A 22,697-nucleotide genomic window follows, 5' to 3' on the forward strand; every position below is an offset into this window, starting at 1 on the left:
CGGGGGTGCCGCCGAACGGCACCCGTTACTGCCCAATATCGAGCACGTTTTCCCTATGAGATTCATGATGTTGATGACTGTCCCCGCGCACACAGGCAGAGCTGGCAAGGGTGACGTCCATGAGGCTGTTCTATGAAGATCATCATTCTGGGCGCCGGTCAGGTCGGCGGCACCCTGGCCGAGAACCTGGCCGGCGAGAACAACGACATCACCATAGTCGACACCGACAGCGATCGGCTGCGCGAGCTGCAGGACAAGTTTGACCTGCGGGTAGTGAACGGCCACGGCGCCCATCCCAAGGTGCTGCGCGAAGCCGGCGCCCAGGATGCCGACATGCTGGTCGCGGTCACCAACAGCGACGAGACCAACATGATCGCCTGCCAGGTGGCCTACTCCCTGTTCAACACCCCGAACAAGGTGGCGCGCATTCGCTCCCCGGCCTATCTGGTGGAGCGGGATCGGCTGTTCCTGCCCGAGTCGGTGCCGGTGGATCACCTGATCGCCCCCGAGCAGCTGGTGACCGACTATGTGCGCCGCCTGATCGAATACCCGGGCGCCCTTCAGGTGGTGGACTTTGCCGGCGGCAAGGTGGGGCTGGTGGCAGTCAAGGCCTACTATGGCGGCCCGCTGGTGGGCAATGCCCTCTCCACCCTGCGCGATCACATGCCCAACATCGAGACCCGGGTGGCGGCCATCTTCCGTCAGGGCCGCTCCATCCGTCCGCAGGGGACCACCATCATAGAAGCGGATGACGAGGTGTTCTTCGTGGCGGCAGCGGGCCATATCCGCGCCGTGATGTCAGAGCTGCAACGCCTCGAGAGCCCCTACCGGCGCATCATGATCGTCGGCGGCGGCAACATAGGCGCCGGCCTCGCCCGCCAGCTGGAGAAGCGCTACAGCGTGAAGCTCATCGAGCGCAGCCAGAAGCGGGCGGAGCAGCTCTCCGAGGTGCTGGAGCACACCATAGTCTTCTGCGGCGATGCGGCGGATCAGGAGCTGCTGGCGGAGGAGCACATCGACCAGATCGACGTCTTCATCGCGGTGACCAACGAGGACGAGGCCAACATCATGTCGGCCCTGCTCGCCAAGAAGATGGGCGCCAAGAAGACCATGGTGCTGATCCAGCGCAGCGCCTACGTGGATCTGGTGCAGGGCGGCTCCATCGACATCGCCATCTCGCCCCAGCAGGCCACCATCTCGGCCCTGCTGACCCATGTGCGCCGAGCCGACATCGCCAACGTCTACAGCCTGCGTCGCGGTGCCGCCGAGGCCATAGAGGCCATCGCCCACGGTGACGAGAACACCTCCAAGGTGGTCGGCAAGACGGTGGGCGAGCTCAAGCTGCCGCCCGGCACCACCATAGGTGCCGTGGTTCGGGGGGATGAAGTACTGATCGCCCACGACCGTACCCAGATCCAGCAGGACGACCATGTGGTGATGTTCCTGGTGGACAAGAAGTACATTCCGGAAGTGGAACGCTTGTTCCAGCCAAGTCCCTTCTTCCTGTAACCTGCCCATGTACCCAGGCAGCGCAAAGCAGACCCGGCACCGCCTCTCCAGGGGGTTGTCCGGGTCTTTTGTCAATCAACGACCAGGTTATCTTGCATGATCAAGCTGCGTCCCATCATCTTCACCCTCGGGCTGGTGCTCTCCAAACTGGCCCTGTTCATGTGGCTGCCCACCCTGCTGGCCCTGCTGACCGGCTCAGAGGGGTTCGTCGAGTTTCTCAAGTCGGTGCTGATCACCCACGGCGCGGCCCTGCTCTGCCTTCATTACGGCCGCAAGGCGGAGTTTCACCTCGGCGTGCGGGAGATGTTCCTGCTCACCACCTCGGTCTGGGTGGTGGCCTGCATCTTTGGCGCCCTGCCCTTCTTCTTCATCACCCACATCAACTTCACCGACGCCTACTTCGAAACCATGTCGGGGGTAACCACCACAGGCTCCACCGTGCTGTCCGGGCTCGACAACATGGCCCACAGCATCCTGTTGTGGCGTTCCATCCTGCAGTGGCTGGGCGGGGTGGGTTTCATCGTGATGGCGGTGGCGGTACTGCCCTACCTTAACGTGGGGGGCATGAAGCTGTTCCAGACCGAGAGCTCAGACTGGTCGGATAAAAGTGCCCCGCGCGCCAAGACGGTGGCCAACAACATAGTGCTGGTCTACCTGGTGCTCTCCATGCTCTGCTTCCTGGCCTACTGGGTGAGCGGCATGACCCTGTTCGAGGCGGTCAATCACGCCATGACCACCCTGAGTACCGGCGGCTACTCCACCTCCGATCAATCCATGTCCCACTTCTCCAACTCGGCGCACTGGATCGGCACCCTCTTCATGTTTCTCGGCGGCCTGCCCTTCCTGCTCTACGTGCAGAGCCTGAGCCGGCGCGATCACAGCCTGCTCAAGGATGCCCAGGTGCGGGGCTTCTTCTGGCTGGTGGTCTGGGTCACCCTGGTGGTCACCGTCTATCTCTGGTTGCGGGGCACCTACGACTTCACGGATGCCCTGCGCATCAGCAGCTTCAACATCGTCTCCGTGCTCACCACCACTGGCTATGGCCTCGGCGACTATGGCACCTGGGGCCCGCTCACCAGCATCATCTTCATCGTGCTGCTGGCGCTCGGTGCCTGCTCCGGCTCCACCGCCGGCGGCCTCAAGATCTTCCGGGTACAGGTGGCCTTCGCCCTGTTCAAGAAGCAGATGCGCCAGCTGATGCACCCCTCCGGGGTCTTCCCGCAGAAGTACAACGGCCGGCCGGTCAACGACGCCATCATCCGCTCGATGATCTCGTTCGTGCTGGCCTACTTCGCCATCATCTTGCTGATCGCCGCCCTGCTCGGCGCCATCGGGCTGGATCCCCTGACCGCCATCTCTGGCTCCATCACCGCCGTGGCCAACGTTGGCCCGGGCATGGGCCCGGTCATCGGCCCCAGCGCCAACTTCGCCTCCCTGCCGGACTCGGCCAAGTGGATCCTGTCGTTCGGCATGCTGCTGGGGCGCCTCGAGATCCTGACCGTGGCGGTGATCTTCTTCCCCTCCTTCTGGAGGCAATAACCGACCAGGGCGGCAACCCGCATGCCGGTGAGTTCACACGTTCGAAGAGCGAAACCTGTGCGGACGCAGAAATACAAAAGGGCAGCCACTGGCTGCCCTTCTTGTTAGATGAAGCATGAGGCTCCGTCTCACTCGGCCGGGTCTTCCCGCTCCAGCGCCCGGTTGACCAGCGGCTCGGGCAGGGTCTTGGTCACCTCCACCCCCAGCTCGCGAAAGCGCTCCACCTGGGCGATCAGGTTGCCGCGCCCGTTCACCAGCCGCCCCATCGCCTTGTCGTAGCTCTCCTGTGCCTTGTGCAGGCTGCCCCCCAGTTGCTGCATCTCCTCCACGAACAGGCGCAGCTTCTCGTAGAGGCGGCCGGCCCGCTCGGCGATCTGGCGGGCATTCTGGTTCTGCCGCTCGTAGCGCCACAGATTCTCTATGGTGCGCAGCGCCACCATCAGGTTGGTGGGGCTCACCAGCAGGATATTGTTGTCGAGACCGTAGCGCACCAGCGAGGGGTCGGCCTCTACCGCGGTGAGGAAGGCAGGCTCCACCGCCACGAACATCAGCACGTAGTCGAGGGTGCGCACCCCGGGCAGCTGCTGGTAATCCTTGCGGCCCAGCTCGCGGATGTGGTTGCGCACCGAGGCGACGTGCTCTTTCAGCGCTACCGCCTTCTCCAGCTCGTCAGCGGCGTTGTACCAGCGCTCGTAGGCGGTCAGCGACACCTTGGCATCGATGATGATGTCTTTGTCCTGAGGCAGGTGGACGATGACGTCGGGCTGATAGCGCTTGCCCTTGTCCACCTCGATGTTGACCTGGGTGTGGTACTCGTGACCCTCGCGCAGACCGCATTCGCTCAGGATGCGCGCCAGCACCACCTCGCCCCAGTTGCCCTGCTGCTTGCTGTCGCCCTTGAGGGCGCGAGTCAGCGCCGCCGCCTCCTCGGTCATGCGGGCGTTGAGCTCGGCGAGGCGCTCCAATTCGAACTTGAGGCTGTGGCGCTGGGCCGTCTCCTGGGCGTGGGTCTCCCCCACCTGGCGGCGAAAGCCTTCCAGCTGCTCTTTCAGCGGGGTGAGCAGCAGATCCAGGCTGTTCTGGTTCAACTCGCGGAAGTTGCCCGAGTTTTGCTCGAAGATCCGGTTGGCGAGGTTCTCGAACTGCTGGCTGAGGCGCTGTTCAGCCTCCTGTTGCAGTTGCAGCTTCTCGGCGGCGGCCAGCCGCTCGCTGCGCAGGGTGGCCTCGGCATCCTTGAGACGGGCGGTGAGCTTGATCAGCAGGGTCTGCTGCTGATCCAGCTTCTGCTGGCCCAGCAATCGCTCATCCTGCAGCTCGTCATAACGCTCCTGCAGCGCCTGCAGGCGCTCCTGGCTCAGCAGCAATTCCCGGGCTTGCGCCGTGCCGCTGCGCCGCCCGATCCCCCAGCCAATGCCGATAGCCAGCAGCGCACCCGGCAGCAGCAGGGCCCAGAGCCCGGGCTCGATCATTTGCGACCCCGTTGGCGCAGGAACAGCTCGAGATAGCGGTTGAGCAGCAGCCAGATCAGCACGTAGAGCAGGTAGGCGGCCAGCACCACCCACTTGTGGCTGTTAACCCCGGTGTCGAGCTCGACGAATTCGATCCCCTTGATGCGGCAGTAGCCCCACATCAGCAAGGGGAAGACATAGAGCAGAGAAGCACGCCACAGAAATAACCACATGAGTTCATTCAATCCTGCAAAAAGACCCGCCTAGCTTACACAAGGGCAACCCGGCTTGCGATCCTGGCCGGCGCTATTCTCTGGCTTGCAAAGGGAAACTTGGATAAAATTAACCCCTAATAGGTATCAGGGGTGGGCATGACGCATTTTTTCTGTCGCTGGCTGACGCAGGCATTGGGAGGCTCCCGCAAACCCGAGGTGGTTTGCCATGAAGCCCGTCCCCCCTGGGCCATCGAAGAGTCCCAGTTCCTCTCCCTCTGCTCCCGCTGCGGCGAATGCTTCAAGGCCTGTCCCAACGGCCTGCTCAAGCCGGCCACCCAGCCCGAATACGATGGCACCCCCATCGCCGGCACGCCGCTGCTCGATCTCGCTTGCGGCCAGTGCAGCTACTGCGGCAGCTGCGCCAGAGCCTGTCCGACCGGCGCCCTCGACCTGCAACTTGGCCGTCAGGTGCAGACCCGGGTGCGGATCGAGGCAAGCTGTCAGGCCCGCCAGGGCTTCTACTGCCTGCTCTGTGAAGATGCCTGCCCCCAGCAGGCGATCAAGGCCTGCGCCGACGGCGTCAGCATCAACATGGCGGCCTGCGACGGTTGCGGCGCCTGCGGCCTCGCCTGCCTGCACGGCGCCATCACCCTGATCCCCCAACCCTGATCCCGCGTCCGGCGCAAACGACAAAGGGGCCCGTGGGCCCCTTTGTCGTGCTTGCCTGGCTTATGCCATGGCCAGGATGGAATCCTGTTCGATGCCGAGCAGGTGGCAGAGCCGGGTCGGGTCGCGCACCGCATCGGCCAGGGTGTATTCGCCCAGCACCTCGAGGAAGGCGTTCATGGCGCGACGCAAAATGCCCTGGATGCGGCAGCCACCGGAGAGGCGGCAGTTTTCACGCTTGCAGTCCACCGGGCAGAGCACGTGCTCCATGTCCATCACCACGTCGCGCAGGTTGATGGAGACGGCGGAGCGACCGAGCCGGATGCCGCCATGCTTGCCACGCACCGTCTCTATGTACCCCTTGATGCCGAGCTGGTGGACAATCTTGACCACGTGGTTGCGGGAGATGCCAAAGGTATCGGCCACCTCTGTGATGGTCGACAGGCGATCTCCCGGCTGGACGGCCAGAAAGGTGAGGGTACGCAGGGCATAGTCGGTAAATCGTGTCAGTTGCATGGTCGCACTTGCCTCTTACTACAAGCCAGAAATCAGGACGACGACCTAAAGCTAAGAGGTAGGGGAACCCCTGCGCCCGCGCAGTGTCCGCCTCTTAATCTGAGTCGTGGAGGTCAAGGTTAAGAGCAGCTCAGGCGGGTGTCGATGAAGATGCACATAAATCGACACTTTCTTTGATTGATCGCAAACTTGCAGGGTTAGCCCAAGGTTTTGGCGGGTTTTGACGGTGAAATTCGCCGGTTTCCTCCCTCGCCCCCATCGATGCTGCCATGTGTCATTCGCAACCGTTTTTGCCGATTCAATGGGGCTGCTTGAGCCAGTTCTTCAGAGCGCTGGAGGGGATGGAGCTCTCGGAGGCGACTGCGAAGGCGCCCCAGTCCACCGCGCACTGCAGCGCCTCCCGGATCGCCATACCCCGCGCCAGTCCGTGGATCAGGCCGCCGGCGAAGGCATCCCCCGCCCCCGTGGTATCCACCACCGACACCGGCCGCGCCGCCACCCGGATCTGCTCCTCGCCATGAATGGCCACCGCCCCCGCCTTGCCTTCGGTCAGTACCAGCCAGGCCAGCTGCTCGCCGGCGATCTGGCGGGCGTGCTGCCAGAGGTCGTCCACCTCGCCGAGATCGGAGCGGGAGGCCACCAGCACGTGGCAGGGGCGACGCGCCTGGCCGCCCTTGGGATACTGGGCCACTACGAAGCTCTTGCCGAGCATCTGGCGCATGTAACCGATGATGGCGGTGCCGGGATAGTTCACGTAGAGGCAGTCCACCCCCTCGCTCGGCAGATCCCCCGGCAGATCCGGACGCCGTGGCCGCCGGAGGATGGTACGCTCGCCAGTGGAGTCCACCAGGATCAGCAGCTCGCCGGTCTCGCCGCCGAAGCGCTCCACATGGCTGCAGTCCAGGCCGTAGCCCGCCGCCTGCTCCAGCAGCCAGTCGCCGGTTTCGTCCAGCCCGATGCGCGACGCAATGGTCACCTCGTGGCCAGCCCACACCAGCCCGATGCCGGTGTTGGCGGCGCCACCGCCGAGCCGGCGGCCCTGATCCACGTATTGCAGGCGGGCACCGGCCACCAGGGGTTCGGAGAGGGAGAGCACGTGATCACAGTTGAGATTGGCGAGCAGCAGAATGCGGGACATGAAGAGACCTCACTGACAGGGGAGCCCAGTATATGAGAAAGGGCCACAGCGGCCCTCCCTGAAATCGCGGGGTTTGTGAGCCCGCTCGACGTTTGCCGGGCGGGCCCGTGACGGCTGCGTCAGTCCAGAACCGCCTCGGCGCTGACGTACTCGTAGCCGAGCGCCTGCGCCACCGCCGCCTGGGTGATCTTGCCCTTGAACACGTTCAGACCGGCCCGCAGGTGGCGATCCTCCTGCAACGCCCGGGCATAGCCCTTGTCCGCCAGCGCCAGCACGAACGGCAGGGTGGCGTTGGTCAGCGCGAAGGTGGAGGTGCGCGCCACCCCGCCCGGCATGTTGGCCACGCAGTAGTGGATGATGCCGTCCACCACGTAGGTGGGCTCCTCGTGGGTGGTCGGGTGGGAGGTCTCGAAGCAACCGCCCTGATCGATGGCCACGTCCACCAGCACCGAGCCCTTGCGCATCAGTTTGAGCATCTCGCGGGTCAGCAGCTTGGGCGCCGCCGCCCCCGGGATCAGCACGGCACCGATCACCAGGTCGGCCTGGGCGATGCACGCCTCTATGTTGGTGCGGGTGGAGTAGAGGGTCTTGAGGGCCGGGCCGTACAGGCTGTCCAGCTCCCGCAGTCGCGGCAGGGAGCGATCCAGGATGGTGACGTCGGCCCCCAGTCCCAGCGCCATGCGCGCCGAGTTGACGCCGACCACCCCGCCCCCCAGCACCACCACCTTGGCGGGTGCCACCGCCGGCACCCCGCCCAGCAGGGTGCCGTTGCCCCCCTGCGCCTTCTCCAGGCTGTGGGCGCCGGCCTGGATCGCCATCCGCCCCGCCACCTCGGACATGGGCGCCAGCAGCGGCAGGCCGCCGCGATCGTCGGTCACCGTCTCGTAGGCGATGGCCACCGCCCCCGAGTGCACCAGCAGCTGGGTCTGCACCGGATCCGGCGCCAGGTGCAGATAGGTGAACAGCAGCTGACCCGACCTGAGCAGTTCGCACTCCTCCGGCTGGGGCTCCTTCACCTTTACTATCATCTCGGCCCGGGCGAAGATCTCCGCCGCGCTGGCCACCAGTTCGGCACCGGCTGCCTGGTACTCGGCGTCGGACAGCCCGATCGCCTCGCCTCCCTGCTGCTGCACCAGCACCTTGTGTCCCCGGGCCGTCAGCTCCTGCACTCCGGCGGGAGTCATGCCGACCCGGTATTCATGGTTTTTGATTTCCTTGGGTACGCCAATAATCATGCTCGCTCTCCTGCTGTGATCCCGCCGGCGGCCGTGTCGGCGCCGGGCAGGATGCCCAAAAATTGCAACAACCACTGCATCATGGTGGCCGAATCCACCTCTCCCTCCAACGAGGAGAGGCTGCGCTGATAGCGGTCATCGGACAGGAAGTCCCGCCGCCGCTCGATCAGCGCCCGGTTGTACGCCACCGAGAATTCCGGATGTCCCTGGATGGCCACTATGTGGTCACCCTGCAAAAACATGAAATTGGGACAAAAATCATTGCCCGCCAGCCGGGTGGCCCCCGGTGGCAACTGCTCCACCTGATCCTGGTGACTGGCCAGGATCCGGATGGTCTCGAGCTCAGGTTCCATCCAGGGTTGCCTGGCCAGCATGGGATGGACCGACACCCCCAGCCCCCAGCCCTTGGTGGACTTCACCACCTCGCCCCCCAGCGCCTGGGCGATCACCTGATGGCCGAAGCAGACCCCGGCCAGCTTGACGTCGGCATCGTGGGCGCGCCGGATCCAGTCGCGCAGCGCCTGGATCCAGGGAATGTCGCTGTAGGCATCGTGGCGCGAGCCGGTGATGAGCCAGGCATCGCACTCGTGCAGATCGGCCGGCAGCTCGCCATCGAGCGCCGACCAGACCCGAAATTCCAGCCCGGGGGCCAGTGCCCGGAAGCCCTTGATAAACATCTCGGAGTAAACGGGGCCGAAGTCCCCCGCCAAATCGGGGTCCAGCCGGTCACAATCGAGAATTCCCAGTCGCATCTGTTACTCCTTCACAGTGATAGCGGCGAACGAAGGTGGATTCCTGCCACCGGGCCATGTCCGGGCTAGCTGCTGCATGGTTGATTACTTCATGGTCGGCATGGAGAACTCCGCGCCCGCCCGCAGGCTCTGGGGCCAGCGGGCAGTCACCGTCTTCATCCGGGTATAGAAGCGCACCCCATCCGGCCCGTGCATGTTGAGCGGCCCGAAGATGGACCGCTTCCAGCCGCCAAAGCTGTGAAACGCCATGGGCACCGGGATGGGAACGTTCACCCCTACCATACCGACCTGCACGCGAGCGGTGAAGTCCCGCGCTGTGTCGCCGTCGCAGGTGAAGATGGCGGTGCCGTTGCCGTACTCGTGCTCGTTGATGAGCTTGAGCGCCGTCTCGTAGTCCGGCGCCCGCACGATGGCCAGCACAGGGCCGAAGATCTCCTCCCGGTAGATGCGCATCTCCGGGCTCACCCGGTCGAACAGGCTGCCGCCGATAAAGTAACCCTCGCCCTGGCTCAGGCCCCGGCCGTCCACCACCAGTTCGGCCCCCTCGGCCACCCCCTGATCCACATAGCCACGCACCTTGGCCAGGTGCTCGCGGCTGATGAGGGGCCCCATCTCGTTCTCCGGGCTCTGGCCCAGCCCCGGGCCCACCCGCAGCGCCGCCACCAGCGGCGACAGCCTGGCCACCAGCGCATCGGCCGTCTCATCTCCCACCACCACGGCCACCGAAATGGCCATGCAGCGTTCGCCGGCGGCGCCGTAGGCCGCCCCCATCAGGGCGGAGACCGCCAGCTCGAGATCCGCATCCGGCATCACCACCATGTGGTTCTTGGCCCCGCCCAGCGCCTGTACCCGCTTGCCGTGGGCCGAGGCGGTGGCATAGATGTACTGGGCGATGGGGGTGGAGCCGACGAACGACACGGCGCCGACCCGCGGGTCGGTCAGCAGCGCGTCTACCACCTCCTTGTCGCCGTTGACCACGTTGAGCACCCCGTCCGGCAGGCCGGCCTGCTTGAGCAGCTCGGCCATGCGCAGGGAGAGGGAGGGATCCTTCTCGGAGGGCTTGAGGATGAAGGTGTTGCCGCAGGCGATGGCCACCGGGAACATCCACAGCGGCACCATGGCCGGGAAGTTGAACGGGGTGATGCCGGCGCAGACGCCCACCGGCTGCATCATGGAGTGGCTGTCGACCCCGCGGCCCACGTTGAGAGAGTGTTCCCCCTTGAGCAGATGAGGAATGCCGCAGGCGAACTCCACCACCTCGAGACCGCGGGTCAGCTCGCCCTGGGCGTCAGAGAACACCTTGCCGTGCTCGCGGCTGATCAGCCGCGCCAGATCGTCCCTGTGCTGCTCCATCAGCTCCTTGAAGCGAAACAGCACCCGGGCCCGCACCAGCGGCGGGGTCTGCGCCCAGTCGACCAGGGCGCGCTCGGCGCTGGCGATGGCATCCTGGCACTCGGCGGCGGTGCTGAGCACCACCTGGCCCTGCTGCTGGCCGGTGGCCGGGTTGAAGATGGCCCCGAAGCGCTCGCTGCGGCTCTCGGTCGTCTCGCCGTCGATGAAGTTGCTGACCCTGTATGTCATAAATCCTCCGTGATGGGTTATGCGTGCCTGCCCGCGCCGCCCGGGGAGCAGGCACGGGCAAGTGGCGCCGCGGCGGGCGCCATCAACCGGTTAAAAGTCAGTCCTGGGCCTGCAGGGCGTCCTGCAGCAGGGTGAAGAGATCGTCGATCTGGCTGCGCTCTATGATGAGAGGCGGCGACAGGGCGATGATGTCGCCGGTGACCCGGATCAGCGCCCCCTTCTCGAAGCAGCGCACGAACACCTCGTAGGCGCGCTTGCCCGGTGCATCCGGCATGGACTCGAGCTCGATGCCCGCCACCAGCCCGTAGTTGCGCACATCCTTCACGTGCTTGCAGCCCTTTAGCGAATGGGCCGCCTCCTCCCAGTAGCCCGCCAGATCGGCGGCGCGGCTCAGCAGGTTCTCGTTGCGATAGATTTCGAGGGTCGCGAGGCCCGCGGCGGCCGCCACCGGATGGCCGGAATAGGTGTAGCCGTGGAACAGCTCGATGGCCCCCTTGCCGGCCGCCATCATGTCGTCATAGATGTAGTTCTGTACCAGCACGGCGCCCATGGGGATGGCCCCATTGGTGAGCCCCTTGGCACAGGTGATCATGTCGGGGATGACGTCGAACTCCTGGGCAGCGAAGGGGGAGCCGAGGCGACCGAAGCCGGTGATCACCTCGTCGAAGATCAGCAGGATGCCGTGTTTGGTACAGATCTCCCGCAGGCGCTTGAGGTAGCCCTTGGGCGGCATCAGCACGCCGGTACTGCCGGCGATGGGCTCGACGATCACCGCCGCTATGTTGCTGGCATCGTGCAGGAAGACGATCTTCTCCAGCTCGTCAGCCAGGCTGAGATCTTCCTCCGGCAGCCCCTTGGTGAAGGCATTCTTGGTGATGTTGAGGGTGTGTGGCAAATGATCCACCCCGCCCAGCAGGGAGCCGAACCACTTGCGGTTGCCGGGAATGCCCCCCACCGAGATGCCGCCAAAACCGACCCCGTGGTAGCCGCGCTCACGGCCGATGAGCCGGGTACGGGTACCCTGACCGCGCGCCCGCTGCCAGGCCAGCGCAATCTTGAGCGCGGTATCCACCGATTCCGAACCTGAGTTGGTATAGAAGACGTGGCCAAGCCCCTTGGGGGCGATCTCCACCAGCCGGTTGGCCAGCTCGAACGGCAGGGGGTGCCCCATCTGGAACGTCGGGGCAAAATCGAGGTGAGAAATCTGCTGGGAGACCGCCTCGGCAATCTCGTGCCGACCATGACCCGCGTTGCAACACCAGAGCCCGGCGGTGCCATCCAGTATCTTGCGGCCATCCTCTGAGTGATAATACATTCCCTCGGCCGACTTCAGGATGCGCGGCGCCGCCTTGAACTGCTGGTTGGCGGTAAACGGCATCCAGAAGGCGGACATGTCGGAGGGCGTATTGATGTCGCTGATCGGTTTCATGGTCACCTCATCCTTAAGGTGTTTAGTAACTATCGGCCAATGCCTATTAAATTAAACACCTGAAATCTTAAAAAAGGGCTCAAACTTGCCCCATATGGTGTCACCCGGCTAGCTGCTCTGAGCGGGGTGGTATAAGATATTTAACACAAATTTAATAATAGTAAACAGTCAAGGAGTGTCTATCGATGGATATCGGTCACCGCCTCAAGGCGGTTCGCACCAAAGCCGCCCTCTCCCAGCGCGAGCTGGCCAAACGCTCCGGTGTGACCAACGGCTTTATCTCCCAGATCGAGAAAAATCAGGTGAGCCCCTCGGTCGCCTCCCTGCGCAAGGTGCTGGAAGGGATCCCCATGTCGCTGGCCACCTTCTTCACCGATGAGACGGAGATGGACTCCGAGGTGATCTTCCGCGCCGCCGACATGCCGGATCTCGGCACCCACCCCATCAGCTACCGCCTGGTGGGCCACAGCCGCGCCAACCGCGCCATCGGCATGATGCAGGAGATACTGCCACCGGGCGCCGACACCGGCGATGACATGCTGAGCCACGAAGGCGAAGAGTGCGGCATCGTCATCCAGGGCCAGGTGGAGGTCACCGTCGGCGAGCAGGTCTACCTGCTGGCGCCGGGGGACGGCTACTACTTCGACAGCCGCACCCCGCACCGTTTTCGCAATGTGGATGAGCACGAATGCGTGCTGATCTCGGCCAACACCCCCGCCAGCTTCTAAGCCATGAGAGGGGAGATCCCGCCCCTCGGCGGACCCAGCACAGCGACCAGCCCCTTATCACCGGCCTGCGGTTCGGCAGGCGTCGATGGCCACTCTTGCGGTGCGGTTTGCCCTGCCGGATACCCTCAATGGGACGGATTCCGGATGAGACCAAACCGGCAAGGTGTTTAACGAATTGTTACAAGATGGATTTACAAGCGGCAGGATGTTTAGCATATTGATACGCGGAAACTGACTTTTTGCCGGTTCAAGGAGTGAACATGAGTGACCTGACCCTGGCCCAGTGGCAACACAAGGCCTCCCACCTGACCCTGCCCTCGCAAGCCTTCATCGACGGCAGCTACCGGGACGCCATCAACGGCGCCACCTTCGACTGCATCAACCCGGCCAACGGCAAGCTGCTGACCAAGGTTGCCGCCTGCGACGCCGCCGATGCCGAACTGGCGGTGCAGGCCGCCCGCGCCGCCTTTGACGACAAACGCTGGAGCGGTCTGTCGCCCAAGCAGCGCAAGCAGATCCTGAAGCGCTTCGCCGAACTGATGCGGCTCAACAAGGTGGAGCTGGCGCTGCTGGAGTCGCTCGACATGGGCAAGCCCATCGGTGACGCCATGGGTTATGACGCCCCCGCCGCCGCCAACTGCATCGCCTGGAACGCCGAGGCCATCGACAAGATCTACGATCAGGTCGCGCCAGTCGAGGAGTCCGCCCTGGCGCTGGTGACCCGCGAGCCGCTCGGCGTCGTGGCCGCCATCGTCCCCTGGAACTTCCCGCTGGTGATGGCCTGCTGGAAGCTGGGCCCGGCGCTCGCCACCGGCAACTCGGTTATCCTCAAACCCTCCGAGAAATCCCCGCTCACCGCTTTGCGCATTGCGGGTCTGGCCAAAGAGGCCGGCATCCCCGACGGCGTGTTCAACGTGCTGCCCGGCTTCGGCCACACGGTCGGCGAGGCGCTGGCCATGCACATGGACGTCGACTGCATCACCTTCACCGGCTCCACCAAGGTCGGCAAGCATCTGGTGCAGTGCTCCGGCAAGTCGAACCTCAAGCGCGCCTTCATGGAGTGCGGCGGCAAGAGCCCCAACATCATACTGGCGGATGCGCCTGACCTGGACGCCGCCGCCCGCAGCGCGGCCGGTGCCATCTTCTACAACCAGGGCGAGGTGTGCACCGCCGCCTCCCGCCTGCTGGTGCAAAACAGCATCAAGCCGCAGTTCATGGAGCGGCTGCTGGCCCATGCCCGCGAGTGGATCTCGGCCAACCCGCTCGACCCCACCACCCGCATCGGCGCCATGGTGGATCACATCCAGATGGAGCAGGTGCTCAACTACATCGCCATCGGCCAGCAGCAGGGCGCCAAGCTGCTGCTGGGGGGCAAACGCACCAATACCGAGAGCGGCGGCTTCTATATCGAGCCCACCATCTTCGACGAGGTGACCCCAGAGATGCGCATCTTCCGCGAAGAGATCTTCGGCCCCGTGCTGGCGGTGACCGGCTTCGACACCCTGGAAGAGGCCATTGCGCTCGGCAACGACACCGACTACGGCCTGGCGGCCGCGATCTGGACGGCGGATCTCAACAAGGCGGTCAAGGGCTCCCGCGCCCTGCGCGCCGGCACCGTGTTCGTCAACAACTGGGATGGCGGCGACATGACCATGCCGTTCGGCGGTTTCAAGCAGTCCGGCAACGGTCGTGACAAGTCGCTGCATGCGCTGGAGAAGTACACCGAGCTGAAAAGCACCTGGATCCAGCTCGAATAGCATCAGAAATGACGCTCATTTATCGAAAAGGGGGAGAAATCCCCCTTTTTCATTTTTACCCTTTCATCGCCGGCCTCAATCGATATAATCATCAAATAGACAAGCCCTTAAATATAAAGATAAAAATGTTATTTTTTCTGGGAAGTGTACTGTTTCTGGTAATAGGACTGCCGCTGCTGTTCTACATACTGGGACACGGTGAGGCCTACGTGACCTGGGGTCCGTGGATCTCCGCCATCGCACTCATGCTGTGGCTGCTGCTGGACGTGGACAAGATCCGCCGCGGCGGAGGCCGCTGAGCCGGGCAGTACGCCGTTAAAATCCGCTGATCACCATTTATTCGCTTCTTTCCCCGCAAAAGGATCGCTACACTGATTTTTTGCGATGCGTTCCAGCATCCGCCTCTCCAGTGAAGGTTATCCGCATGCAGCAACACGTTCAGCGCCAGGGCGTCATCTACGCCTTGTGCGCCTATACACTTTGGGGCCTGGCGCCCATCTACTTCAAGACCATCGCCGCCGTGCCGGCCGCCGAGATCCTGACCCATCGCATGATCTGGTCGTGCGCCCTGCTGCTGGTGCTGACCCTGCTCGGCCGCCAGTGGCACAAGGTGCAGGCGGTACTGCGCCAGCCGAAGGTGCTGCTCACCCTGGCCTTCACCTCCATCACGGTCGGCGGCAACTGGCTGCTGTTCATCTGGGCCATCAACAACGGCCACATGCTGGATGCCAGCCTCGGCTACTACATCAACCCGCTGTTCAACGTGCTGCTAGGCATGCTGTTCCTGAGCGAGAAGCTGCGCCGGCTGCAGTGGTGGGCGGTGGGACTGGCGGCGATCGGTGTCGCCATCCAGATCATCGCCTTCGGCTCCCTGCCGTGGATCGCACTGGTGCTGGCATCGAGCTTCGCCATCTATGGTCTGATTCGCAAGAAGCTGGCCCTCGACGCGCTGACCGGCCTCTTGATCGAGACCCTGATCATGCTGCCGCCGGCCGCCATCTATCTGTGGGGCATCGCCGACAGCCCCACCAGCCATCTCACCCAGAATGACTGGCACCTCAACCTGCTGCTGATCGCCGCCGGTGCCGTCACCACGGCGCCGCTGCTCTGCTTCACCGCCGCCGCCACCCGGCTCAAGCTCTCCACCCTGGGTTTCTTCCAGTACATAGGGCCGAGCCTGATGTTCATCCTGGCGGTCACCCTCTATGGCGAAGCGCTGGCGCTGGACAAGATGATCACCTTCGCCTTCATCTGGAGCGCGCTGGTGCTGTTCAGTCTGGACGGGCTGCGCAGTGGCAAGCGCCGGCAGGCTGCGGAGCAGGCTTGACGGGACGCCGCTCGGCGCTGCAATAATCTACAAGCCCATGCCCGGGTTTCAGGTTATCAATAGCCGATGAGCGCACCCCAATCCCGCATCCACTACTGGCAATCCCGGCTGCTGCCGGGAGTTGAACTCTCCCACTCCCACCACAGGGAGTTCAGCTATGGCCGCCATGTTCACCTGGACTACCACATAGGTCTGGTGCAGCAGGGCGGCCAGAAATTCATCCACAAGGGCAACAGCCACCACCTGGTGCGCGGCGAGCTCTCCACCGTCAACCCGGACGAGATGCACGACGGCCTCAGCCTGCGGCCGGAAGGGTACGAGGTGCGGGTGTTCGCCATCGCCCCCGAGCAGCTGGCCCGCTGGCTGCCAGACAGCCCGGAACCCTTCTTCGACAAGGGGTTGCAGAGCCGCCCCGATCTCTATCAGGGCTTCGCCCGGCTGCACATGTACCTGGACAACCCCAGCCCCGACGGCCTGCTGGCGGAGAGCCAGCTGCTGGCCCTGCTCGGCGAGCTGCTGCACATAGCACCGGAGCGCCACGCCCTGGCCGACCCCCAGCTCAGGTACCTGCGCGACTATCTGATGGCCCGGCTGGATCAGCGCCACAGTCTGGAGGATCTGGCCGCCCTGTTCGGGCTGGATCGCTTCGCCTTCCTGCGCCAGTTCAAGAAGAAGACCGGCATGACCCCCTATGCCTGGCTCAAGCGGCTGCGGCTCGAGCAGAGCAAGCGCCTGCTCGGCAGCGGCCTGCCGGTGAGCGAGGTGGCGCTGGCGGTCGGCTTCTTCGATCAGAGTCACTTCCACCACGGCTTTCGCCAGGCGTTCGGCCTCACCCCCGCCGATTTTCGCCAGCAGATGCTGGCCGCCAACGGGCGCCCCGACTAACTCCGCACTGCAATCTTTTACAATCCTGCGCCCTCGCGATCCGCCATGCTGTCGCCTCGTACCATCATCGAGGTTTCACCATGTTCACCAGCCTGTTTCTGACCATAGGTCTCATCCACCTCATCGCCCTGGCGAGCCCGGGCCCCGACTTCGCGCTGATCCTGCGCACCAGCCTGCACAGGCCCACCGCCCTCGGGGCGGCGCTCGGCATCGCGCTTGCCATCCTGGTACATGCCACCCTCAGCCTCACCGGCATCAGCCTGCTGATTGCCGAACACCCCTGGCTATTCATGACGGTGAAGGTGGTCGGCGCCCTCTATCTGGGCTGGCTTGGCTGGGGGGCGCTGAAGGCGGCCTGGCACAGCTCGGCCGAGCTCACCCTGCACGCAGGCGGCGAGGCGCAGGGCTGGCGCAAGGGGGTGCAGCGCGGCATTGCCACCAACCTGCTCAACCCCAAGGCGCTGTTGTTCTTTATGGGGCTGCTGGCCGCCATGGTGACGCCCCAGGTGGACGGCCTGACCCGCGGCCTGCTGGTGCTGGAGCTGTTCCTGCTCTCGCTGGCCTGGTTCGGCGTGCTGGCCTGGAGTCTCTCCACCGTTCGCGCCCAGCGCCTGCTCGGCCGCGTGCAGCGTCCGCTCAATCTGGTCACCGGCCTGCTGTTTGGCGCGGTCAGCCTCTCCATCCTGACCGGCATGGCCGGCGAGGCCTCTGCCCTGGTCCTGCATTGACCCCTGTCTTCCAGATATGAAAAAGAGGGATGGCCCGGGCCATCCCTCTTTGCGTTCATTGCTCCTGACCGGGTAACCGGCCCTCTCACTGGCCCTTCATCAGAACCACTGACCGTGGCGCTTGATATAGAGGGTCTTGACGGTCTGGGTCAGCCCCATGTAGGCCAGCATGGTGATCACCAGCCACATGAAGTACTTGGGCCCATCCAGAGTGATGAAGCCGAAGTGCTCAGCCAGCGGCGAGAACGGCAGGTAGCAGCCGATGGCGATGGCGATCGAGGTGGAGAGCAGCACCGGCAGGGTGGCGGTACTCTGCAGGAAGGGGATCTTGCGGGTACGCAGCATGTGCACCACCAGCGTCTGCGACACCAGCCCCTCGATAAACCAGCCGGAGTTCATGATGGCCTGACCGTTGACCAGCGGATCCATGCTGCCGTTGGCGGTGGCATAGAGGGCGCCGGCGCCGAACACGAACCACATCAGGCAGTAGGTACTGATGTCGAACACCGAGGAGGTCGGGCCGAGCCACAGCATGAAACGCTTGATGTTGCTCGCCTCCCACTTGCGCGGCCGCTTGAGGAACTCGGGGTCCATCTTGTCCCACGGCAGCAGCATCTGGGAGACGTCGTACACCAGGTTCTGGATCAGCATCTGCATCGCCAGCATTGGCGCCCAGGGCAGCCAGGCGGAGGCCACCAGCACCGAGAAGACGTTGCCGAAGTTGGAGCTGGCGGTCATGTTGAGGTACTTCAGGATGTTGCCAAAGGTCTCCCGTCCCTTGATCACCCCCTCCTCCAACACCATCAGGCTCTTCTCCAGCAGGATGATGTCGGCGGTCTCCTTGGCGATGTCGGCACCGCTGTCCACCGAGATCCCCACGTCTGCATCCCGCAGCGCCGGCGCATCGTTGATGCCGTCACCGAGGAAACCGACGGTATTGCCGTTGGCCTGCAGCGCCTTCACCACCCGCGACTTCTGCAGTGGGGTGAGTTTGGCGAAGATGGTGGTCTGCTTGACCGCCTCGCACAGCGCCACGTCGTCCATCCCCTCAATATCCTTGCCGAGCAGCGGCACGCCGGGCGCCAGCCCCACATCACGACACACCTTGCTGGTGATGATGGGGTTGTCGCCGGTCAGCACCTTGACCGCCACGCCATAGTCGTTCAGCGCGCGGATGGCTGGTGCAGCCGAATCCTTGGGCGGATCGAAGAAGGTGAGGAAGCCGCGCACCACCAGCTTGGCCTCGTCGCGGGTCTGATAGCTCTGCTTGCACTCACCCGCCGGGATCTCGCGGGTCGCCACGATCAGCACCCGATAGCCCTCGGCGTTGAACTCCTCGCTCTGGCGCAGCAGAGCGCGGCGATCGGCGTCGGTCAGCTCCCTAACCTCCTGGCCATCGGCGATCTCGCTGGAAACGGCCAGCATCTCTTCCACCGCCCCCTTGGAGACCATCAGCTGCTGACCCAGATCGTCCTGCACGATCACCGACAGGCGCCGGCGCACGAAATCGAACGGCAGCTCGTCCACCTTGCGGTAGTTGGCCGGCTTGCAGCTCTCCCCCAGCGCATCGGCGTGCTCGACCACCGCGATGTCCATCAGGTTCTTCATGCCGCTCTGGTGAAAGCTGTTGAGCCAGGCCAGCTGCAGGATCCGGTCGTCCCGCTTGCCACGCACATCGTAGTGGTGCTCGAGGATGATCTTGTCCTGGGTCAGGGTGCCGGTCTTGTCGGTGCAGAGCACGTCCATGGCGCCGAAGTTCTGCACCGAGTTGAGCCGCTTCACCACCACCTTGCGCTTGGCCATGGCCACCGCGCCGCGCGCCAGGTTGGCGGAGACGATCATCGGCAGCATCTCGGGGGTGAGCCCCACCGCCACTGCCAGCGCGAAGGTGAGCGCCGACATCCAGTCGCCGCTGCTGACCCCGCTCAGCATGAAGACGATGGGCACCATCACCAGCATGAAGCGGATCAGCAGCTTGGTGACGCTGTTCACGCCGCGATCGAAACTGGTCTCGATGCGCTTGTGGCTCACCACGTTGCGGGCCAGCGAACCGAAGTAGGTGTCGCTGCCGGTGGCCACCACCACGGCGCGGGCGTTACCGCTCACCACGTTGGTACCCATAAAGCAGATGTTGGGCAGATCGAGCAGTCCCGCCTCCCCTGCGCCGGTGCCGTCCGCCGACTTGCCGGCCACGGCGCCCAGGGTGTCGTACTTCTCCACCGGCAGCGCTTCGCCGGTCAGCACCGCCTGGCTGATGAAGAGATCGCGGGATTCGATCAGCTTGATGTCGGCCGGGATCATGTCCCCCGCCTGCAGGTGCACTATGTCACCGGCCACCAGCTCGGTCATCGCCACCTCCTTGCGCTGGGGGGCAACCCCGGGCGAGGGGCGACGCTGCACGGTGGCGGTATTGCGCACCAGCGACTTGAGCGCCTCGGCCGCCTTGGCGGAGCGGTACTCCTGCCAGAAGCGCAGCAGGCCGCTCAGGCCCACCATGACGCCGAGGATGATCACCTTGACCCAGTCCTCGTCGCCCGGCTCGGCCATCAGCACGTCCATCACGTAGCTGACCAGCCCGAGCACGATCAGCACCATCACGAAGGGGTTCTTGAACGCCTGCAGCAGCTGGAGCAGCGCATGGGGCGGCTTGTCGTGGGTCACCTCGTTGGGGCCGAACTGGATCAGGCGGTTGGCGGCCTCGGTCGCGGTGAGGCCATCGATGTTGCCGCGCACGGCGGTGAGGGTGTATTCGAGGGATTTGTCGGCCTCGTCGAGCACCCGTGAGGAGAGTTTCTCCTTCTGGCTGCCCGGGGCGACGAACCCTCTCTGCTTGTGCCGGCTGGCGGTATGTTGTTGCTTCATGACTCTTTATCCTGATTTTTACGCGCAGGCGGGCGCTGTCGCGGACCGGGCCTGGCGTCAGTACTGAAATCGAAGGCTGTGAACCCAACACAATGCCGGCACGGTCAATCGCCGCACGCAGGGCGGCCCGTCAGACACATGTCTGCCGTCGTGCCAACCGGCATGGTCAGGTCGGATCAGGGGTCAGGACACCGCATCCCGTCCCGCAGGGATCAGGAGTGGGCAGGCGTGGACCCCGAGGGTCTAGGTTTGGGCTCTTCGGTCATGGCGGTTCCTCCGAGTTGGGCTGCAGCAAGCCGGCCCGACATCTCGATGGCACGGCTGGTCATCGCCGGCGGGCAGATCCGCGCGGCGGCATTATCGACAGGGCATGAATCGCGACGGCGACTCATTGCACAAAAGAAGATCAGGATAACGGCAGGCAACCATAACGGCATGATGGTCGAACAATAACGAGCTGCAGCTCATGGGCCGGTTCAGCAGGGAAACAACCGCACCCCATGAATATATTTCAAAATCACCAAGGCATATTTTGAAATATATATGGCAGAGGCTTTCATTATTTAAATTCGCAACCCGTCCTATCGAAAACAACATTGTTTTCAATACACACGGTTCATCCTGTTATTTCACGCCAGCCTGGCTGACCATGCTCACGAAGAAACCTTCGAGCGGCCATGACGGGCAGACACGTGCCCATTACCAAGGGCTCACGTGACAAGGCGTGCAATTGCTGGGGCGCGAGGCGGCATGGCTCGCAGAGGGAGTGGAACAATCCGGGGAGCAACACAGATCCCGGCGGGACTGGGTTGCAAGAGTCGGGATGACTCGCTAGATGCCACACTCTGAGCGATCAGAGTGAGGGAGAAGAAGGGATATCAACCTCAGTTCTGATTAGCCCACATCGCGCTGTGCAATCGGCTACAACTGTCGCTGTCCATAATATCCTTCCACCTGTTGATAACACGCCAAGATTCTACCCAGAAATATTGGGTGGCGCAAAATATAAATTCATCTTTCGTCATCAAATTCCAATTCAAGACGGCAGAGATATTAATTATTGCGCGAAAACGGATTCATCCTCATTTCGCTCTGCAACACAGGGTTAATTGATCTGGATGGGGTTTTGCCCGAATATTCCGGCCATCCACCGGATCCGGGCTGGAATCGGACTCAATGTGGGAATAGGATGCACGGCTTCCATCCATGACGCACAGGAAACAACAGGCATGAATCGAAAATGGTCGCTCCCCATCGTGGCAATCGCGGGGGGAGCGTTACTCTGGCTCGGCAACACCTTTGGTATGAAATGGGCTCTGATGGCCCTGATCGGATTCGGCTTCGGCTTCACCCTCTCCTTCAGCCGCTTCGGCATCGTGTTCGGTTGGCGTGAGATGCTGACCAAGCGCAACAGCTACTACGTGCGGGTTCACCTGCTCACCATCGCCATCGAAATTCTGCTGTTCACCTGCTTCCTCTCCTTTAGCCACGCCCTGTTTGGCGACGCCATGGTGGGCAACGTGATGGCCATCGGCATTCCCTTCATCGTCGGTGCCTTCCTGTTCGGCATCGGCATGCAGCTGGCGGGCGTCTGCGCCACCGGCACCCTCTACTGCTGCGGCGAGGGGCAACCCCGCTTCTGGCTGGTGCTGCTCTGCTACGGCATCGGCACCCTGCTCAGCAACCAGTTCCGCCCCGAACTGGAGGCCACCTTCTCCAGCCATGTGGTGCTGGCAAAAGACCTGACCGGCAATATCTGGAGCGGCATGCTGCTCAACCTGGCGCTGGTCGCCGCGCTGTTCCTGCTGTTTCGCAAGAGCGAACTCAAGCGAACCGGCGAGCTCAAGCCCCTCTTCAGCGGTGGCAACCTGTTCTGGCGCGATGGCCGCTTCACCGTGCTGACCGGTGGCATCATTATCGCGGTGCTCAACTCGTCCGTGGTCGCCCTGCACGGCTCGGCCTGGACCATCACAGGCGCCGTCTATGACATGGCGCTGCGCGGCGCCTCCCTGTTCGGTCTGTTCGAGGGGCACCCCAAGCTGGCCCAGCCGCTCTTCATCAACCCCATGGTCGGCATGTTCTGGCTGGGGATCCTGGGGGCCATGCTGGCGCGCTGCATCAGCGGTGGCGGCCAATTCGCCCCGATGCGGCTTGGCAACAGCCTGGCCTCCATCCTCGGCGGCCTGCTGATGGGAATGGGCGCCATGTACAGCGCCTGCAACCTCGGCGGCTTCTTCGACGGCACGGCATCGGGCAGCCTGCACGGCTGGGTCTGGATGCTGATGGCCCTCGCCGGCAGCCTGATCGGCATTCGCCTGCGCCCGCTGTTCAGGCTCTGAACCGCATATCATCGATAACAACAACGGGGGCCAGGCCCCCGTT

20 protein-coding genes are annotated in these 22,697 nt (G+C 63.8%); 11 read left to right on the top strand and 9 right to left on the bottom strand.

The genetic code is table 11. From position 1 onward, the window contains the following. Nucleotides 1-132 precede the first annotated feature (132 nt). Nucleotides 133-1,509 carry a Trk system potassium transporter TrkA gene (trkA, locus tag ACB033_RS18060; RefSeq protein ID WP_005307752.1) on the top strand — a complete coding sequence of 459 codons (1,377 nt, stop codon included), beginning with the start codon at nt 133-135 and terminating at the stop codon, nt 1,507-1,509. 96 nt (nt 1,510-1,605) lie between these two features. Further along, nucleotides 1,606-3,048, top strand: coding sequence for a TrkH family potassium uptake protein (locus ACB033_RS18065; protein ID WP_005307750.1), 1,443 nt, complete (start codon nt 1,606-1,608; stop codon nt 3,046-3,048). A gap of 128 nt (nt 3,049-3,176) precedes the next feature. Here ACB033_RS18065 and rmuC read toward each other — a convergent pair whose 3' ends face one another. Further along, nucleotides 3,177-4,517, bottom strand: coding sequence for a DNA recombination protein RmuC (gene rmuC / locus ACB033_RS18070; RefSeq protein ID WP_139726258.1), 1,341 nt, complete (start codon nt 4,515-4,517; stop codon nt 3,177-3,179). Next, nucleotides 4,514-4,729 carry a hypothetical protein gene (locus ACB033_RS18075; RefSeq protein WP_005307744.1) on the bottom strand — a complete coding sequence of 72 codons (216 nt, stop codon included), beginning with the start codon at nt 4,727-4,729 and terminating at the stop codon, nt 4,514-4,516. The genes rmuC and ACB033_RS18075 overlap by 4 nt, the downstream gene beginning before the upstream one ends. A 138-nt stretch (nt 4,730-4,867) precedes the next feature. Between ACB033_RS18075 and ACB033_RS18080 the strand changes: the two genes are divergently transcribed. Next, nucleotides 4,868-5,380: a ferredoxin-type protein NapF gene (locus ACB033_RS18080; protein WP_005307741.1), complete on the top strand. Its 513-nt coding sequence runs from the start codon at nt 4,868-4,870 to the stop codon at nt 5,378-5,380. 60 nt (nt 5,381-5,440) lie between these two features. Here the strand turns inward: ACB033_RS18080 and ACB033_RS18085 are convergent, their stop codons facing one another. From ACB033_RS18085 to ACB033_RS18110, 6 genes are all read right to left on the bottom strand, one after another. Next, entirely contained in the window at nt 5,441-5,893 is a 453-nt protein-coding gene (locus ACB033_RS18085) for an Rrf2 family transcriptional regulator (protein ID WP_005307739.1), read from the bottom strand. A 298-nt stretch (nt 5,894-6,191) separates the two neighbouring features. Then, nucleotides 6,192-7,031: a PfkB family carbohydrate kinase gene (locus ACB033_RS18090; RefSeq protein ID WP_005307736.1), complete on the bottom strand. Its 840-nt coding sequence runs from the start codon at nt 7,029-7,031 to the stop codon at nt 6,192-6,194. Between the two features lie 119 nt (nt 7,032-7,150). Beyond that, on the bottom strand, nt 7,151-8,266 hold the full coding sequence (gene ald, locus ACB033_RS18095) for an alanine dehydrogenase (protein WP_139726259.1): 1,116 nt from the start codon (nt 8,264-8,266) through the stop codon (nt 7,151-7,153). Continuing rightward, complete coding sequence (locus tag ACB033_RS18100) at nt 8,263-9,018, bottom strand: glutamine amidotransferase (RefSeq protein WP_139726260.1); 756 nt, start codon at nt 9,016-9,018, stop codon at nt 8,263-8,265. The genes ald and ACB033_RS18100 overlap by 4 nt, the downstream gene beginning before the upstream one ends. A gap of 84 nt (nt 9,019-9,102) precedes the next feature. Further along, a complete protein-coding gene (locus ACB033_RS18105; RefSeq protein WP_139726261.1) occupies nt 9,103-10,599 on the bottom strand; it encodes a CoA-acylating methylmalonate-semialdehyde dehydrogenase in 1,497 nt (498 codons plus the stop codon). Between the two features lie 97 nt (nt 10,600-10,696). Then, a complete protein-coding gene (locus ACB033_RS18110; protein ID WP_139726262.1) occupies nt 10,697-12,028 on the bottom strand; it encodes an aspartate aminotransferase family protein in 1,332 nt (443 codons plus the stop codon). A gap of 185 nt (nt 12,029-12,213) precedes the next feature. Here ACB033_RS18110 and ACB033_RS18115 point away from each other — a divergent pair, with 185 nt between their 5' ends. The 6 genes from ACB033_RS18115 to ACB033_RS18140 all read left to right on the top strand — a co-directional run bounded on the left by ACB033_RS18115 (nt 12,214) and on the right by ACB033_RS18140 (nt 17,453). Further along, nucleotides 12,214-12,756 (top strand): cupin domain-containing protein, encoded by a 543-nt coding sequence (locus tag ACB033_RS18115; RefSeq protein ID WP_005307724.1) that lies wholly within the window; start codon nt 12,214-12,216, stop codon nt 12,754-12,756. 260 nt (nt 12,757-13,016) lie between these two features. Then, the gene (locus ACB033_RS18120; RefSeq protein WP_139726263.1) at nt 13,017-14,513 is read left to right on the top strand and encodes an aldehyde dehydrogenase; all 1,497 of its coding nucleotides are present in this window, start codon (nt 13,017-13,019) and stop codon (nt 14,511-14,513) included. A 125-nt stretch (nt 14,514-14,638) separates the two neighbouring features. Beyond that, on the top strand, nt 14,639-14,812 hold the full coding sequence (locus tag ACB033_RS18125) for a hypothetical protein (RefSeq protein ID WP_005307716.1): 174 nt from the start codon (nt 14,639-14,641) through the stop codon (nt 14,810-14,812). A gap of 125 nt (nt 14,813-14,937) precedes the next feature. Beyond that, complete coding sequence (gene rarD / locus ACB033_RS18130; RefSeq protein ID WP_017766217.1) at nt 14,938-15,840, top strand: EamA family transporter RarD; 903 nt, start codon at nt 14,938-14,940, stop codon at nt 15,838-15,840. Between the two features lie 66 nt (nt 15,841-15,906). Next, a complete protein-coding gene (locus ACB033_RS18135; RefSeq protein ID WP_139726264.1) occupies nt 15,907-16,725 on the top strand; it encodes an AraC family transcriptional regulator in 819 nt (272 codons plus the stop codon). A gap of 80 nt (nt 16,726-16,805) precedes the next feature. After that, nucleotides 16,806-17,453, top strand: a complete 648-nt coding sequence (locus tag ACB033_RS18140; RefSeq protein WP_139726265.1) for a LysE family translocator — start codon at nt 16,806-16,808, stop codon at nt 17,451-17,453. Between the two features lie 99 nt (nt 17,454-17,552). On the opposite strand, the gene mgtA is transcribed toward ACB033_RS18140, so the two are convergent. Continuing rightward, on the bottom strand, nt 17,553-20,315 hold the full coding sequence (mgtA, locus tag ACB033_RS18145) for a magnesium-translocating P-type ATPase (RefSeq protein ID WP_139726266.1): 2,763 nt from the start codon (nt 20,313-20,315) through the stop codon (nt 17,553-17,555). Between the two features lie 228 nt (nt 20,316-20,543). On the opposite strand from mgtA, the gene ACB033_RS18150 reads away from it, so the two are divergent. Together ACB033_RS18150 and ACB033_RS18155 are read left to right on the top strand one after the other, a co-directional pair. Then, a complete protein-coding gene (locus tag ACB033_RS18150) occupies nt 20,544-20,768 on the top strand; it encodes a hypothetical protein (RefSeq protein WP_017778624.1) in 225 nt (74 codons plus the stop codon). A 776-nt stretch (nt 20,769-21,544) separates the two neighbouring features. Then, a complete protein-coding gene (locus tag ACB033_RS18155; RefSeq protein ID WP_193557981.1) occupies nt 21,545-22,654 on the top strand; it encodes a YeeE/YedE thiosulfate transporter family protein in 1,110 nt (369 codons plus the stop codon). Nucleotides 22,655-22,697 lie beyond the last annotated feature (43 nt).

Source organism: Aeromonas sp. S15(2024), from assembly GCF_041402265.1.
In the GTDB taxonomy this organism is placed as follows: domain Bacteria; phylum Pseudomonadota; class Gammaproteobacteria; order Enterobacterales; family Aeromonadaceae; genus Aeromonas; species Aeromonas dhakensis.

What these genes read in the sequence shown, in the direction of transcription:
- trkA (WP_005307752.1), top strand. Translation starts at nt 133, where the DNA reads ATGAAGATCATCATTCTGGGCGCCGGTCAGGTCGGCGGCACCCTGGCC.
- ACB033_RS18065 (WP_005307750.1), top strand. Translation starts at nt 1,606, where the DNA reads ATGATCAAGCTGCGTCCCATCATCTTCACCCTCGGGCTGGTGCTCTCC.
- rmuC (WP_139726258.1), bottom strand. Translation starts at nt 4,517, where the DNA reads ATGATCGAGCCCGGGCTCTGGGCCCTGCTGCTGCCGGGTGCGCTGCTG.
- ACB033_RS18075 (WP_005307744.1), bottom strand. Translation starts at nt 4,729, where the DNA reads ATGTGGTTATTTCTGTGGCGTGCTTCTCTGCTCTATGTCTTCCCCTTG.
- ACB033_RS18080 (WP_005307741.1), top strand. Translation starts at nt 4,868, where the DNA reads ATGACGCATTTTTTCTGTCGCTGGCTGACGCAGGCATTGGGAGGCTCC.
- ACB033_RS18085 (WP_005307739.1), bottom strand. Translation starts at nt 5,893, where the DNA reads ATGCAACTGACACGATTTACCGACTATGCCCTGCGTACCCTCACCTTT.
- ACB033_RS18090 (WP_005307736.1), bottom strand. Translation starts at nt 7,031, where the DNA reads ATGTCCCGCATTCTGCTGCTCGCCAATCTCAACTGTGATCACGTGCTC.
- ald (WP_139726259.1), bottom strand. Translation starts at nt 8,266, where the DNA reads ATGATTATTGGCGTACCCAAGGAAATCAAAAACCATGAATACCGGGTC.
- ACB033_RS18100 (WP_139726260.1), bottom strand. Translation starts at nt 9,018, where the DNA reads ATGCGACTGGGAATTCTCGATTGTGACCGGCTGGACCCCGATTTGGCG.
- ACB033_RS18105 (WP_139726261.1), bottom strand. Translation starts at nt 10,599, where the DNA reads ATGACATACAGGGTCAGCAACTTCATCGACGGCGAGACGACCGAGAGC.
- ACB033_RS18110 (WP_139726262.1), bottom strand. Translation starts at nt 12,028, where the DNA reads ATGAAACCGATCAGCGACATCAATACGCCCTCCGACATGTCCGCCTTC.
- ACB033_RS18115 (WP_005307724.1), top strand. Translation starts at nt 12,214, where the DNA reads ATGGATATCGGTCACCGCCTCAAGGCGGTTCGCACCAAAGCCGCCCTC.
- ACB033_RS18120 (WP_139726263.1), top strand. Translation starts at nt 13,017, where the DNA reads ATGAGTGACCTGACCCTGGCCCAGTGGCAACACAAGGCCTCCCACCTG.
- ACB033_RS18125 (WP_005307716.1), top strand. Translation starts at nt 14,639, where the DNA reads ATGTTATTTTTTCTGGGAAGTGTACTGTTTCTGGTAATAGGACTGCCG.
- rarD (WP_017766217.1), top strand. Translation starts at nt 14,938, where the DNA reads ATGCAGCAACACGTTCAGCGCCAGGGCGTCATCTACGCCTTGTGCGCC.
- ACB033_RS18135 (WP_139726264.1), top strand. Translation starts at nt 15,907, where the DNA reads ATGAGCGCACCCCAATCCCGCATCCACTACTGGCAATCCCGGCTGCTG.
- ACB033_RS18140 (WP_139726265.1), top strand. Translation starts at nt 16,806, where the DNA reads ATGTTCACCAGCCTGTTTCTGACCATAGGTCTCATCCACCTCATCGCC.
- mgtA (WP_139726266.1), bottom strand. Translation starts at nt 20,315, where the DNA reads ATGAAGCAACAACATACCGCCAGCCGGCACAAGCAGAGAGGGTTCGTC.
- ACB033_RS18155 (WP_193557981.1), top strand. Translation starts at nt 21,545, where the DNA reads ATGAATCGAAAATGGTCGCTCCCCATCGTGGCAATCGCGGGGGGAGCG.